The organism is Streptomyces sp. NPDC050743 (genome assembly GCF_044456925.1).
GTDB lineage: Bacteria > Actinomycetota > Actinomycetes > Streptomycetales > Streptomycetaceae > Streptomyces.
Genome location: NZ_JBITGJ010000149.1, coordinates 1 through 13,294, shown reverse-complemented (window position 1 = coordinate 13,294; position 13,294 = coordinate 1). Strand labels below are relative to the sequence as shown.

Genomic DNA, 13,294 nt, shown 5'->3' with positions numbered 1-13,294 from the left:
CTGCCCCGCGCAGCCCACCGGCACCAGGGCGTGACCACGATCAGCACACCCACCACCCGCCGACACCGGCCACGCGGAGCAACACTGGGCGCAGGATTCCATCTCCACGCTCATGCGTCCCCGCCCAGGTGGGCAGAACCCGTGGCAGACCTCACGGTCCGCACGGGATCGCTTAGCTGACCAGAGACGCTTGGGCACGCCGACGGACGGTCGCCCGCCGTCCGTGTGCCTGCCCCGGACCACCACACCCAAGGACGGCAACTGAGTGTCTTTCTTCACCATCGGCCACCGCGGTGTCATGGCCGCCGAGCCGGAGAACACCCTGCGCTCCTTCCTGCGGGCCGAACGCGAGGGGCTGGACGGCATCGAACTGGACCTGCATCTGAGCAGGGACGGCGAGCTGGTCGTCATGCACGACGAGACCCTGGACCGCACGACGGACGGCTCCGGTCCGATCGCCGACCAGAAGCTGGGGGAGCTCAAGAAGCTCGACGCCGGCCTCGGTGAGCGCATCCCCACGTTCGGGGAGGTGCTGGACGCCGTCGGGCCGACGCTGCCGATCCAGGCGGAGATCAAGGATGTGGCCGCCGCCCGGTTGCTGGCAAAGGTGCTCACCGACCGCGGCCTGCTGGACCGGGTCTCGGTGCTGTCGTTCCACGACGCGGCGCTGATCGAGATCCACAACCTGCTGCCACAGGCGCGCACCGTGCTGGTGGCAGGCCCGAGTGCGCACCGCGACACCTTCGTCGGCCGCGCTCAGAAGGTCGGTTCCACCCTGGTCAGCGTCGAGCTGTGCCAGCTGAACCGGGCCATCGTGGAGAAGTGCGGGGCCGCCGGCATCGATGTGATGGCCTGGACCGTCAACGACGAGCGCGACCTGGCGTTGGCCCGGGCCCTCGGCCTGGCGGGCTGCGTGACCGACCAACCCGGCATGAAGCGGCTGGTCGGGGCCAAGGCCTGACCTCAGGGGTTCACACCGGCGTCCGCCTATAGGAAGAGAACCCAGATGCGCATGCCGAGCTACCACCCGCGAGATGCACGCCAACCGCACCGGCCAGCCCGCCGGCGACACGGCGAGCGCGGGTGGGCCGGTGGTGGAACGGCTGCTGAACCGGCAACAGGCAGCGCATGCCCGCACCGTGCTGGACTAGGCCGCTGCCCACGCCCCGCCCCCCGACGGCCGAGGTACGCCTCGCCGTCCTCATGCTCACCCTGCGGGCTGCGAAAGCCGGCACTGGGAACATCACCGGCCAGGACCTCACCGGCTGGCTCCAAGGCGATGCTGAGCAGGTGTTTCAGCGGATGGTCGACGCCGACTGGCTGCGTCTGCCCGGCACGGTTGCCGAGGTGATGGCCTCCCGGCTCGAAGACCCCACCGCCATCACCGTCCCTGCGCTGCTGCCCGCGCAGCCACGCCCGTTCGAGTTCGGCAAGACTACTCGCGCGAGGATTTCCGGCTGGGCCCAGAAGGTCGTGGGCGACCGGAAGATCCGCAAGAAGAAACTGCCTGCCGCCGCCCGGCTCCTGGCCCTCTACACCGCTGCCCACACCCGTCCCGACGGACGGCTGGGTCACCCCGAGGACGGGGGCCTGCGCCTGGACCAGGTCGCCGCGTTCTGCACTCTGCCGCCCGACCAAGTCGCCGAACACGCCGAACTGCTGGTCGCCGCCGACTGGCTCGCCGAAGCCGACAGCGCGGAGGGAGCTTGGTGGACGGCTCGCCGAGCGACTCCGGCCGCTCGGAGGGCTGCTGTGACAAGCCTGGCCCACCTCGTCCGTCGATGAGCTGTCCGCCAAGCTGGGTAATCCACCGCATCACGGCAGCAGAGTGGAAGCGCCGCGTCAGTAAGGCCCGCACGGTTCCTCCAACGGCGCGCCCAACATCACCGCCGCCGCACGGCCGCGCGTGCCACCCCAGCCGCGCTCTGAGGCCGCCACGCCTTGGAGCTCAATGCCGGTGCTCCGTTCCGGGACGTGGCTGACCAGGGCGCGATGCCGATGGCGACGCCATCGGCGTCACGCCCGTCAAGCCGGTCAGCGGCCGGCGCGCACGGAGACGGCGATGTGCTCTATGGGCGGGTTCCACGACCTGGCTGCTGCTACCCGATCGCGCGGTGATCGGGTAGCAGTTGGGGGCCAGATGCATCACCGCGACCGTCTGCGTGCGCGGAGGGGGCGTCACCCGCACCACCGCATACATCCGGCGTCATCCTTCGCCGCGAGGCTGGGCTCAGCACCTTCCCGCCGGCCTGTGCGAGGGGCGCCTGACTACATGTGTCCTGCGGCGCCGGGTACCCGTACGGGCGAGCCGATGAGCCGGGGTGAGGATGTGGATGAGCAGGGCCGGGACGCCGCCGGGCGGCGCCTGCTCGGGGACCTGATCGCAGACAGCCACCTGATGTCGATGGAAGAGATGTCCGGGGTGGTGATCGAGCGTGCCGCCGCCGCGGGGTTCCCGGAGGTGCTTATCTATCTCGGCGACCTGCAGCGGCGGGTGCTGCGCCTGGTGACGGGCTACGGCTTCTCCGGCGAGGGCTATGAGGGCGAGTTGCAGGTGGAGGGCACCGTGCCCGGCCGGTGCTATCAATACGGGAAGATCCTCGCGGCCGCACCGGACGGGGCAGAGTGGTGGGTGCCGTTGATGAACGGGACCGAGCGTCTGGGCGTGCTGCGCATCACCTCCACGTACGCCGATGAGCGGGCGTGTCAGGACGCGGTGTGGCTGTCCGACTTGGTGGCGCTGCTGATCGTCACCAAGCGGGACGTCAGTGATGCCATGGCTCGGCTGACGCGCAGTGAGCCGCTGAACATCGCCGCAGAGATGCAGTGGCACCTGATGCCGCCGAGTATTTATACCGACCGGCGCGTGATGATCGCGGCGTCGATGGAGCCCGCCTATCAGATCAGCGGGGATGCCTACGACTACGCCACGGACGGCCCCCAGGTTCATCTGTCGATCTTCGATGCGATGGGGCACGACCTCGCCGCCGGTCTGACCGCGCACCTGGCGATGGGGGCCTGCCGCAACGCCCGCCGTCAGGGCGCCGACCTGACGGCCAACACCGAGGCAGTGGAAGCAGCCTTGATCGAGCAGTACGACCACTCCCGGTACGCCACCGGCATCCTCGCCAGTCTGGACACCCGGGACGGGGCGATGCGCTGGGTCAACCGCGGCCATCCGCCGCCAGTGCTGATCCGTGGCGGCCGGTGGCACACCCACCTGCACTGCCCGCCGGCCGCTCCGATGGGAACCGGCCTGGATCTGAAGACCACAGAGTGCCGTGAGCAGCTGGAGCCGGGCGACCGGGTGGTGCTCTACACCGACGGCATCACCGAGGCACGAGGCAGCGACGGCACCGAGTTCGGCCTGGAGCGTTTCACCGATTTCCTCATCCGCCATCACGCCGACGACCTGCCGGTCGCCGAGACCCTGCGCCGGTTGATCTACGCCGTCCTGCAGCACCACGGCGGCCGGCTCCAGGACGACGCGACGGTCCTGCTGTGCGAATGGCTCGGCCCGCCCACCGCCGGCCACCGCTATGAGGAAGCCGTGCGGCTTGCCGGCCTGCCCGAGCGGACCGGATTCGACCCGCACGGCCCGGAGGCAGAACTTCGCAGGAGCACCCCGTCATGAACGCCGACGGCCAGCTGACCATCCTGGACAGGAGAGGACCTCTCGCCGTGGCCGCCCTGGCCGGCGACCTCGACTGGCACACCACCGGCCAGCTGTACCCCGAGGCAGCCCAGCTGGCCGCATCCCATCAGCAGCTTGTGCTGGATCTGTCCCAGGTCACCTACTGCGACTCCTCCGGGCTGAACATGCTGCTGCGGCTGCGACGCCGGCTCAGCGAGGACGGCGGCGGCCTGGCCGTGGCCGCCCCGCCCGCCCAGACCCTGCGCCTGATCGCACTCGCCGGCGCCGACCCCGTGATCGCCGTGCACGGCAGCCTCGCCGAGGCCCTCGCCGCCCACCCCGACGGAACCGGGGACTAGCAACAGCAACCCGTGCGCTCATGCGGGGTCCGCCTGCCACACAGAAGAAGGACACGTGCCCGCCATCCCCGCTCTGCTGGTCAGGAAACTCGGCGCATCGCTCATGAAGCGCCGGCGCGCCACACGGTCCTGGGCTTCCCGTCTGCTCCTTGGCATGAGCCGGGTCCGCTCCTGTCCGTACTGCCACGCGTGGATCGCCCCGCAGGCCCTCGTCTGCCCGCGCGGGCACGGCGCACTCGCCTCTCCCGCACAGCCCCCCGAGTGACCGGCAGGCAAGGTCCGGTCTCCGTCCGGCGATGCCCGGGCGGTGGAAGGCTGCCGGGAAGACGATAGAGGGGGGTTCGGCGCGGAGAAGGGGCAGGGGTTCCGCTGGGTGACCCCGGGCACGGGCAGTTTCCTGGGGCTGGTGATCTGGATGGCCGCCTCCGCGGGCTTTGCGTTCTACGTCGCCAACTTCGCTTCCTGCAACAAGATCTACGGCACCATGGCTGGCGTCATCGTCTTCCTTGTGTGGCTGTGGATCACCAACCTCGCCATTCTGCTGGGCCTGGAATTCGATGCCGAGACCGTGCGGCAGCGAGCCATCGTCGGCGGCCATCCCGCCCAGGCCGAGCCGTACACCCAGCCTCGTGACACCAGGAAGTGGGACAAGGACGACCTACGGCGCCTGGACGATGTCTGAGCAGCCTTGGCCTTCGGGGCGCGCTTGGGGAAGCGGCTGTCTTGCCGTCCTGGTGCGCTTGGAGTCCTACGTCCGCCACGCGCCCGTCTCCGCACCGTGATGGCGAGGGGCATGGTGCGGTGGTGACGGGGATACTTGCACTTCATGAGGCTGTTGGCGGGGTTACGTGAGACTGATCGGCGTCTGACTCGGCGGTTCGCCGCCTGCACCCCTGCGGATGCACACCGGACGCTATCGGCGGTGGAGGAGTGCGCGGAGAGCAGCAAGCTGTGGTGCGGCGCGGCCGTGGTGATGGCGTGGGCGGGGGGCTGGCGCGGGCGACGCGCCGCGGCGGCCGGCCTGGCGACGCTGGCGGTGGCGCAGCTGGTCTCGAATGGGTTGTGCAAGCATCTGGCCGACCGGGCCCGGCCGCCGAAGGGATGGTTCCCGCACGACGAGGTCGAGGACCGCCCCGCCTCCTCCTCGTTTCCCTCCGGGCACACCGCAGCCGCCGCAGCCTTCACTGCCGCCGTCTGGCCCGCCTGGCCGCTGGCGGGCATGGTGTGCGCGGTGCCGGCCGCCGCGGTGGCGATCGAGCGCGTGCAAAGCGGTGCTCACTTTCCCAGCGATGTCGCTGCCGGGGCCGGGATCGGCCTGGCCACCGCCTGGCTCGTCCGCCACAGCCCCCGCTGGGCGCTGCGGTGGCGGCTGCCGTAGTCGCGCTTTGCTCGCCGGCTCGCCACGCCGGCCGCATGGGCCAGGCGGTACGCCCTGTCCGAAGTAAGGGAGAGCAGGACAGGGCGCGCTCCGCGCCGGCGGTCACCGTGGCGGTGGGCACCGCCTACGGGTGCCAGGATGTTGCTCATGGCACAGTAGGTGCGTTAACTCCAAGCGCTCCCAGTTGGAGTGGCTGGGTAAGGCCCTCGGGCGGTTGACCTCTCCCGCCCGAGGGCCTTCGCCTGCCCCAATGGGAGCGCTTTGCCCGGCGTCTGCATGAGCGTGCTGGCCGTCCTGCCGGCTCGGCTGGCGGGACGCGCACAGTGATACCGCACGCAGCGGCAAGTCCAGGCAGGGGTGCTGAACCGGTCTGCTCGGGGTACTCGCGCCGTCGCAAGCCACGTGACGGGAGGTGATCTTCATGTCGTCGGGTCCGCAGCAGCTTCACGGCCCGGGCCAGCAACAACTGCCGGGGACGGAACCGGTGGGTGAGCTGGTGCAGCGTGCTTCGCAGCAGCTGACAGAACTGGTGCGCGGGGAAATGCGCCTGGCGCAGGCGGAGATGAAGGAGATGGGCAGGCGTTACGGCAAGGGAGGCGGCCTGTTCGGCGGCGCCGGCCTGGTCGGGTTCCTGACGCTTGAGGCCCTGGTCGCCACTGTGATCGCCGCACTCGCGGTGGTGCTACCGGTGTGGGCCGCAGCCCTGATCATGACCGCCATCCTCGGAGCGATCGCCGCGTTGATGGCGTTGACGGGGAAGAAGGAGGTCGCCCAGGCAGGGCCGCCCGCCCTGAAGGAGTCGATGGACAACGTGAAGGCCGACGTGGCCGAGATCAAGGAGCGTGCGCACCGATGACCCAGCCGCCTCACGACGAGCCGACCGCCCAGACCCCTAAGGAGCTGCGCGAGCAGGTCGAGCAGACCCGTCACGAGCTCGGGGAAACGGTGGAGGCGCTCGCGGCCGAGACTGACCTGAAAGCCCGCGCCCAGCAGAAGGCCGCCGACGTCAAGGACCAGGCCGCCGCCAAGGCCGGCCAGTTGAAGGAGAAGGCTGCCGAGGCCGCGTCCCTGGCGGCGGACAGGGTGCCCGGGCCGGTCAGGGACAAGGCCGCCCAGGCCGCCGGGCAGGCCCGCGCGAAGGCAGCCCGGGCCGGTCAGCTGTGGCAGGACAAGGCGCCCGAGCCGGTACGGGCCAAGACGTCCCAGGCCACCCAGGCGGCTCGGGACAACCGCCTGCTGCTGGCGGCCGCCGGTGCGGCCGTCCTGCTCTGGCTGGTGTGCCGTCGGGGGAATGGATGAGCGATGAAAGCGTCGAAGATCGCCTACAGGCCGGTTGGTCTCGTCCTCGGCGCGGTCAGCGGCATGCTCGCCGGTGCCCTGTTCAAGCAGGCATGGAAGATGGTGGGGCACGATGACGACGCACCCGATGCCACTGATGAAGAGCGCGGCTGGGGGGAAGTGGTGACGGCGGCGGTCCTGCAGGGCGCGATCTTCGCCGGGACGAAGGCGGTCATGGACCGTGCCGGCGCAGCCGCCAGCCGCCGCCTGACCGGCACCTGGCCCGGCTGATCCGCCATAAGGATGCGGGGCCGGTGCGACTAGATGCTGGCCCCGCGCCCGCGCGTCCGCCCCGGTATCCCACGAAGGTCCTGCACAGATGTCTGATCAGAACGCGGCGACCATGCTGACAGCCGCGGCAGTCATCGCCATGATCCTGATCGCCCGGGCAGCAGTCCTGCACCTCATCGGCCGAGAGCGCGCCGCCTGAACGGCGCGCCCGCCGCAGGGCGAGACTGCACTCCACGCCGATACGGCTGCGTCACGTGCCGCCGCACCGCCGGACGACAGTACTCTGCGCGCGGTGCGAGAGGCCGAACAGCACGTCTACCGCTGCTGGCAGCAGTTGCAAGCACGCACCGACCCGCCCGAGTGACTCGGCTGTGAGCACAGCCGGGACAGGCGGCCTGGCGTCGGCGGCGCCGCTGCGCGGTGGGCCTGGCCGCGCAGCGGCCCTGGCACGGTTGCGGGCCAGGGCGCGAGGGCGTCGCGCAGGCTCCCGTAGCAGGGGATGACGGTGTCGACGCCCACGATCTGCACCGTGCGCATGACTGAGGCCGTAAGGCCGACCAGGCGCAGCCAGCCGCCTGCTTCGACCAGGTCGCGGTGAGCGGCGAGAAGGGTGTTGATCCCGCTGGAGTTGTGACGCCCGACTGCCCGGCGAGGAAGGAGATGTTGATCAACGGGCGATCGTCGGCGGCACCGGGGCGCTGGCGCTGCGTGAAGTGCCTTCGTGACTATCTATGTACTCAGGGAGGGCACCGCCGCTCGTCTTCAGCTGCTCCAGGTGGGCGCGCACGAGCTTGAGCCCGTGCTTGGGCGCGGCGTGCGCGGGGCGGATGTTCGTCTTGAGCCGGCGCCAGGCTGAGTGCGCGTTGATGATGTCCGGCGCGAGGCCGTGGACCACCCGCAGCGCCCAGACCAGCAGCGGCGACATGGTGGCCGGGTGGATGACGACCTCCCGGTTCTCGCCTCGCTCGCGGCGGAAATCCTCGCCGAGGAAGTCGTCGGTTTTCAACTCGGGCCGTGACCCGCTATGGCTCCGGCCGCGGCTGTCGGCATTGCTCCAACTGCTGATCAACGAACGACGCCCACTGGCCGCCCCCCTCAGGACCCGTGAGTCGCCTTGCAAGGCGACTGACCCGCCTGGGTATGCCCAGCACCAGCAAGGCCCGCCACGGGGCTGGCTCGCCATGGTCGGCGCCGTCCACTGGAAGATGCTCGCCGATCTCCTCGCCTCGCCGACGGCACAGCCCACAACTGGCACAAGCTCAACGGGGGAGACCGCGCCAGCTACGTCGCCAGCCGACTCAAAGCCTCTCAAGCACCCGTGGGTTCGAGCCGCGGTCAGGTCGTGCACGGCGACCGGCAGGGTCGGTGAGGCCCAGGTACGAGCCGGCGAGATCCGCGTCCGCGGCGAACAAGCGATCGCCACTCTCAAGACCTGGAAGATCTTGGTCAAGCTGCGCTGCTGCCCGTGTCGCGCCACCACAATCGTGCAGGCCATGCTCGACCTGCACGACATCGAATCGAACCGCTGTACCGGCTGAGAAGACTCAATGTCAGGCGGGGTTGTCCGTCGTTTCCGTCCGGTCAGGACGGAAGATTTCCTCGATGGTCAGGCCGAAGACGTCGGCGATGGTGAACGCCAGAGGCAGGCTGGGATCGTACCGCTCGGTTTCGATGGCGTTGATGGCCTGCCGGGAGACTTGGCACCGGTCGGCCAGGTCGGCCTGGCTCCACCGGCGAGCTGCACGCAGTTCGCGTAGTCGGTTCTTCACAACGCGCCGTCACCGGTTCAGGCGGGTACGCAAGTCCGCGATCGTCATCCAGAGTGCCACGCCGCCGAGGAGGATCAATTGCGCGAGCTGATGGAGCTGGATGACGCCTGCGGCATCGAGCAGGGTGGCCACTTGCAGCCCCACGAGGACTGCTGCGAAGGCGATGGCCATACTCTCCAACTGAATCCGGCGCAGGTACTCGTCCGCGCGCCGGAATGCCCGCAGCAGCACCCAGGCGATCGCGAGGGTGAAGACTGCGGTGGTCGCGATCCACCAGGCCTTCTGGGCGGTGCTCTGGTGGGGGTTGCTGCCCAGCGCCAGGGCTATCACGCCCAAAGCGGACACGGGTATGCCGTCGATGAGTACAGCGCGGCGGGCCGCGCGCGTCACATGGCCATGCTGTACCTGCTTTGTCATGCGCTGAATGTAAGGGGTCCTTTCCATCGAGTCAAGCAACCCTGACTCGATGGAAAGGACCCCTTACATTCAGACGATGTTGAACGAGAGACGGCTCCTGACCCGCCGAGCACTGCTCGGTTACCGCCGTGGCGTCAGCCATCGCTTCCGTCCCGATGGCCACCACGGCATCCGCCCGGTCGCGACCCGCCGCGGATTCGCCGGTCGCCGCCAACCCCAAGCCGACTCCGGTGCGGCTTACCCTGCCCGCACCAACCGGTCCGCATCCCCTGGGCACGATCTCGTTGCACCTGGTCGACCGGGCGCGCGTCGATCCCTGGCAGGATTCCCGCCCGACTCGGGAACTCATGATCCAGCTCTGGTACCCGGCACACGCCGCCCATCGCCATCCAACTGCGTGTCTGCCACGGCACTGGCGGTGAGCGAGGGCGGGGCCCCGCCGGGGCCGTCGACCGGGCCATGGTGCCTGGCGGTAACCGCAGTCCCCTTGAACGAACTTGCCCACAGGTTTGCCTTCGCTCCTATGGTGAGCGGGGTGCTGTGCTGTCTTGCCCAGGAGGAGCGGTCGGTCATGGCGAACACGGATGAAGGTGCGGCTCGGGTCCGTGAGGTGCGCCGCCGTCTGTCGCAGGAGGGTCCGCCTCGGACGCGAGGCCACAAGGGAGACTTCGAAGCCGTTACGGTGCCCGAGCAGCACTGCGATCAACTGCGCGATCTGATGGTCTCCGAGGGAGTCGAGAAGGTGGTGGAGGTCGGTCTCGCCTACGCCAGCTCAGCGCTCGCCATCGGAGAGGCGCTGGCAACCGTCAACCGTCCGCTTCCCCAGCACGTCATCATTGACCCGTTTCAAGAACGCGAGTACTCCAACGCCGGCTGGGATCTACTGTGCTCTGCGGGGCTGGACTCGATCGCCACGCTCCTGCTCGCTCCTTCGTCGATCGCGCTCCCGCAGCTGCTGACCGAAGGCTTCGTCGCCGACGCGGCCTTCGTGGACGGCAGTCACCGGTTCCACGAGGTTTTCGTCGATCTCTACTTCTTGCGCAAGATCGTCCGCCCCGGTGGCCTGATTGTTGTCGACGACGACTGGTGGCCGTCCGTGCACACGGCCGTGCAGTACTACGAGCGGAATCTGGGATGGGCGGTGATCTCGGATGCCTTCCCTGGTGAGGCGGTCGGCGTCGGACCTCAGGGCAAACAAGAGGCCCGGTGCAAGGCGTATCGGTTGCCTGACCCTTCGTTCGAGCCCTCTTTCGAGGACTTCCGGGCGTTCTGACCCCAACCGGCGCCAGCAGGTGCCAGAACGAGCCGGCCCCGGTCCGGGCACGTCGACGTGCCCGGGACCTGGCTTCGCGTGCATGGCTGACTCCACATCCTGAATGTGCCAGTCCACACCAAAAGAGGTTCAACTCAATATTGACAGTCAACTCCCATTTGGGGGTAGCCTCTCAATAGGTTGCTCCTCATTGGGAGGTACGCATGTCCACATCCCCTCGCCGCTGGCTAACCCTCGCCGCACTGACCCTGAGCGTGCTGATCGTCGGCCTCGACGGGACCGTCATCAACGTCGCCCTGCCCACCATGGCCACCCAACTCCACGCCAGCAGCGCCCAGTTGCAGTGGATCGGCGGCGGCTATCTGCTCGCCCTGTCCGTCGCGATGCTCCCGGTCGGCCTGCTCGGCGACCGCTTCGGCCACAAGCGGCTGCTGCTCTCCGGCATCGGCCTCTTCGGACTCGCCTCGCTCGGCGGCGCGCTCGCCACGACCTCCGGGCAGGTCATCGCCGCCCGGGCCGTCCTCGGTCTCGGCGCCGCCGCGATCATGCCGCTGTCGATGGCGATCCTGCCCCGCGTCTTCGCCAAGGCCGAACTGCCGAAGGCGATCGCCGTGTGGACCGCGGCGACCGCGCTCGGCATGCCGGTCGGCCCGGTGGTCGGCGGCTGGCTGCTCGACCACTTCTGGTGGGGCTCGGTGTTCCTGTTCAACCTGCCGATCGCCGTTCTCGCCCTGCTCGCCGGGCTCTGGCTGCTCCCGCGCGACGAACTCCGCACCGCCACCGCGCGGTTCGACACCCTCGGTACCGTCCTCGGCGGCCTCGGCATCGTCGCGCTCGTCTACGGCACGATCCTCATCCCGGCCGACGGCTGGACGTCCGCGCCCGTCCTCGCCTCGCTGCTGTCCGCCGCCGCCCTCCTGACGGGCTTCGTCCTGCGCGAGCGCCGTACCGCGCACCCGATCGTCGACCTCGCGCTCTTCACCGACCGTCGCTTCCTCTGGGGCACGTTGATCGCCGTGTTCGTCAACTTCGCGGTGACGGGCATCCTGTTCGTGGTCCCGCAGTACCTGCAGGCCGTCCTCGGCAACGACTCCTTCGGTACAGGCCTGCGCGTCCTGCCCCTGATCGGCGGCCTGATGGCGGCGGCCACAGCGAGCGAGGCGGTCGTGCCGCGACTGGGCGCCCGCACGGTCGTCCCGCTCGGCATGCTGGTGATGGCCACGGGCCTCGTGCTCGGCGCTACCACACACACCTCAGACGGCTACGCCTTCACCGCCCTGTGGCTCGCCCTCACCGGCCTCGGCTTCGGCCTCGCGGTCGTCCCCGCCACCAGCCTGGTGATGGGCGCGCTCCCCGAGGGCAACACCGGCTCCGGCACCAGCCTGCTGGAGACCGTGCAGCAGCTCGGCTCGGTCCTCGGCGTTGCCGGCCTGGGCAGTCTGCTCGGCTACGGCTACCTGGCCCGCCTGCATACCGACGGCCTGCCCGGCGAGGCGGCGCACGCGGCCCGCGACTCGGTCGCCGGCGCGAACGCGGTGGCCGACCGGCTGCACGACACCGCCCTTGCGGCGCACGCCCATGAGGCCTTCGTGCACGGCATGAACCTGGTCCTGACGGCCTGCGGCTCCATCGCGCTGCTCGCCACCGTCCTGGCCGCATTGTTCATGCCGGGCCGCGCGACCTGCTCCCGGACAGTGGCCCGATCCGCCGCCGAGCACGCAGAATCGGTCGCATGACGACGCACGAGACCTCCGCCGCACCCCTGGGCCTGCGGGAGCGCAAGAAGCAGAAGACCCGTGAGCGCATCCGGCGCGAGGCCTACCGGCTCTTCGCCGAGCACGGGTACGAGGCGACCACGGTCGACCAGATCGCGGACGCGGCGGAGATCTCGTCGAGCACGTTCTTCCGGTACTTCCCGACCAAGGAGGACGTGGTCATCCAGGACGAGTACGACCCCGCCCTCGCCGACGCCATCCGCTCGCGCCCCGCCGGCGAACCGATCGTGGACGCGATCCTCAGCTCCCTGAAGGGCTCGCTCGGTGCGATGCTCCAGCAGGACCGCGAGGACCTCCTCCTGCGCACCCGGATCACTTTCAACGACCCGGCGATCCGGGCCCGGAACATGGCCGAGCAGGAACGCAGCGAGCGGGCCATGGCCGAGGTCATCGCGGAACGCACCGGCCGAAACGCGGCCGACTTGGAGATCAAGTGCGCAGCCGCCGCCATCATCGCCGTGTTCACGGCCCTCGTACGGCACTGGGTGGAGGGCGACGGGAAGGAGAACCTGGCGGCGTTGTACGAGCGTCATCTGCCGCTGCTGTCACGCGGGTTGGACTTCTGAACGATATCAAGGAGCTACCGCCGCATCCGGCAGCGTTCGCCTGTCCACGATCTCGCGAACGCGTTCGTCCGGACCAAGAGGGCTGACCCCGGGGCCGCCAGGGGAACCGCCTCCCATCCGCGCTCAGGGATGTCCTCAGCAGCTGCCCGGACGTTCCCGTCACCCTGTCCCGGTGACGCCTCCCCGGTGCCCCGGCCGCGCCGGGGCACCGGGGAGTGGTGAGCCTGCGGCTGACCCGGCGACCCGGCTGCCTTGAGGAGCGATTTCCAAACCGCGTGACACGCGGCCGCGCCACAGCCGGTTCTGACGGAACCCCTGGGCGTCAGGCCAGGCCCTCGCTCGGGTGCTGTCATGCGGATTCCGGGGGGCCTGCGCCTTCTCGATCTCGGCGCGGATCTCCTCGACCTCGAGATCCTCGCACCGGCCACTGATAGCGAGCCGTCGTCTACGCTCAACCTGTTCACCGGGTTCCTCCGAGGATGCCCCGGCCTTCAGGACTCCGTTGGGAAATCCGTGAAACGGTGATGGTGAGTGTGCAGGCCTGCCATGATCGG

General features: G+C 69.5%; 16 protein-coding genes and 2 pseudogenes. 14 read left to right on the top strand and 4 right to left on the bottom strand.

From position 1 onward, the window contains the following. The first annotated feature begins 265 nt into the window (after window positions 1-265). The 10 genes and pseudogenes from ACIBJF_RS48275 to ACIBJF_RS48230 all read left to right on the top strand — a co-directional run bounded on the left by ACIBJF_RS48275 (window position 266) and on the right by ACIBJF_RS48230 (window position 6,940). Window positions 266-961 (top strand): glycerophosphodiester phosphodiesterase, encoded by a 696-nt coding sequence (locus tag ACIBJF_RS48275; protein WP_399184209.1) that lies wholly within the window; start codon window positions 266-268, stop codon window positions 959-961. A gap of 167 nt (window positions 962-1,128) precedes the next feature. Continuing rightward, window positions 1,129-1,785: a hypothetical protein gene (locus tag ACIBJF_RS48270; protein ID WP_399184207.1), complete on the top strand. Its 657-nt coding sequence runs from the start codon at window positions 1,129-1,131 to the stop codon at window positions 1,783-1,785. Window positions 1,786-2,311: 526 nt separating this feature from the next. Further along, complete coding sequence (locus ACIBJF_RS48265; protein WP_399184206.1) at window positions 2,312-3,634, top strand: PP2C family protein-serine/threonine phosphatase; 1,323 nt, start codon at window positions 2,312-2,314, stop codon at window positions 3,632-3,634. Further along, window positions 3,631-3,993 (top strand): STAS domain-containing protein, encoded by a 363-nt coding sequence (locus ACIBJF_RS48260; RefSeq protein ID WP_399184204.1) that lies wholly within the window; start codon window positions 3,631-3,633, stop codon window positions 3,991-3,993. The genes ACIBJF_RS48265 and ACIBJF_RS48260 overlap by 4 nt, the downstream gene beginning before the upstream one ends. Window positions 3,994-4,048: 55 nt before the next feature. Further along, the gene (locus ACIBJF_RS48255; RefSeq protein WP_399184202.1) at window positions 4,049-4,258 is read left to right on the top strand and encodes a hypothetical protein; all 210 of its coding nucleotides are present in this window, start codon (window positions 4,049-4,051) and stop codon (window positions 4,256-4,258) included. An 87-nt stretch (window positions 4,259-4,345) separates the two neighbouring features. Then, window positions 4,346-4,675, top strand: a pseudogene (locus ACIBJF_RS48250) (YihY/virulence factor BrkB family protein); the annotation flags it as partial. 240 nt (window positions 4,676-4,915) lie between these two features. Then, complete coding sequence (locus ACIBJF_RS48245) at window positions 4,916-5,371, top strand: phosphatase PAP2 family protein (RefSeq protein WP_399184200.1); 456 nt, start codon at window positions 4,916-4,918, stop codon at window positions 5,369-5,371. Window positions 5,372-5,792: 421 nt separating this feature from the next. After that, complete coding sequence (locus ACIBJF_RS48240) at window positions 5,793-6,227, top strand: phage holin family protein (protein WP_399184212.1); 435 nt, start codon at window positions 5,793-5,795, stop codon at window positions 6,225-6,227. Next, entirely contained in the window at window positions 6,224-6,670 is a 447-nt protein-coding gene (locus ACIBJF_RS48235) for a DUF3618 domain-containing protein (protein ID WP_399184198.1), read from the top strand. Before ACIBJF_RS48240 ends, ACIBJF_RS48235 begins: the two co-directional genes overlap by 4 nt. A 3-nt stretch (window positions 6,671-6,673) precedes the next feature. Then, complete coding sequence (locus ACIBJF_RS48230) at window positions 6,674-6,940, top strand: DUF4235 domain-containing protein (protein ID WP_399184197.1); 267 nt, start codon at window positions 6,674-6,676, stop codon at window positions 6,938-6,940. A gap of 315 nt (window positions 6,941-7,255) precedes the next feature. On the opposite strand, the gene ACIBJF_RS48225 is transcribed toward ACIBJF_RS48230, so the two are convergent. Both ACIBJF_RS48225 and ACIBJF_RS48220 read right to left on the bottom strand, forming a co-directional pair. After that, a complete protein-coding gene (locus ACIBJF_RS48225; protein WP_399184211.1) occupies window positions 7,256-7,558 on the bottom strand; it encodes an STAS domain-containing protein in 303 nt (100 codons plus the stop codon). 49 nt (window positions 7,559-7,607) lie between these two features. Further along, window positions 7,608-7,946: a hypothetical protein gene (locus ACIBJF_RS48220; RefSeq protein ID WP_399184196.1), complete on the bottom strand. Its 339-nt coding sequence runs from the start codon at window positions 7,944-7,946 to the stop codon at window positions 7,608-7,610. 385 nt (window positions 7,947-8,331) lie between these two features. On the opposite strand from ACIBJF_RS48220, the pseudogene ACIBJF_RS48215 reads away from it, so the two are divergent. After that, window positions 8,332-8,478, top strand: a pseudogene (locus ACIBJF_RS48215) (IS5/IS1182 family transposase); the annotation flags it as partial. Window positions 8,479-8,490: 12 nt separating this feature from the next. On the opposite strand, the gene ACIBJF_RS48210 reads toward ACIBJF_RS48215, so the two are convergent. Both ACIBJF_RS48210 and ACIBJF_RS48205 read right to left on the bottom strand, forming a co-directional pair. Next, the gene (locus tag ACIBJF_RS48210; RefSeq protein ID WP_351811225.1) at window positions 8,491-8,709 is read right to left on the bottom strand and encodes a helix-turn-helix transcriptional regulator; all 219 of its coding nucleotides are present in this window, start codon (window positions 8,707-8,709) and stop codon (window positions 8,491-8,493) included. 9 nt (window positions 8,710-8,718) lie between these two features. Next, complete coding sequence (locus ACIBJF_RS48205; protein ID WP_399184194.1) at window positions 8,719-9,126, bottom strand: hypothetical protein; 408 nt, start codon at window positions 9,124-9,126, stop codon at window positions 8,719-8,721. A gap of 571 nt (window positions 9,127-9,697) precedes the next feature. Between ACIBJF_RS48205 and ACIBJF_RS48200 the strand changes: the two genes are divergently transcribed. The 3 genes from ACIBJF_RS48200 (at window position 9,698) to ACIBJF_RS48190 (ending at window position 12,740) form a co-directional block, all read left to right on the top strand. Further along, the gene (locus ACIBJF_RS48200) at window positions 9,698-10,399 is read left to right on the top strand and encodes a class I SAM-dependent methyltransferase (protein WP_399184192.1); all 702 of its coding nucleotides are present in this window, start codon (window positions 9,698-9,700) and stop codon (window positions 10,397-10,399) included. Between the two features lie 203 nt (window positions 10,400-10,602). Beyond that, window positions 10,603-12,135, top strand: a complete 1,533-nt coding sequence (locus ACIBJF_RS48195; RefSeq protein WP_399184190.1) for an MFS transporter — start codon at window positions 10,603-10,605, stop codon at window positions 12,133-12,135. Beyond that, window positions 12,132-12,740: a TetR family transcriptional regulator gene (locus tag ACIBJF_RS48190; protein WP_399184188.1), complete on the top strand. Its 609-nt coding sequence runs from the start codon at window positions 12,132-12,134 to the stop codon at window positions 12,738-12,740. The genes ACIBJF_RS48195 and ACIBJF_RS48190 overlap by 4 nt, the downstream gene beginning before the upstream one ends. Window positions 12,741-13,294: the final 554 nt, after the last annotated feature.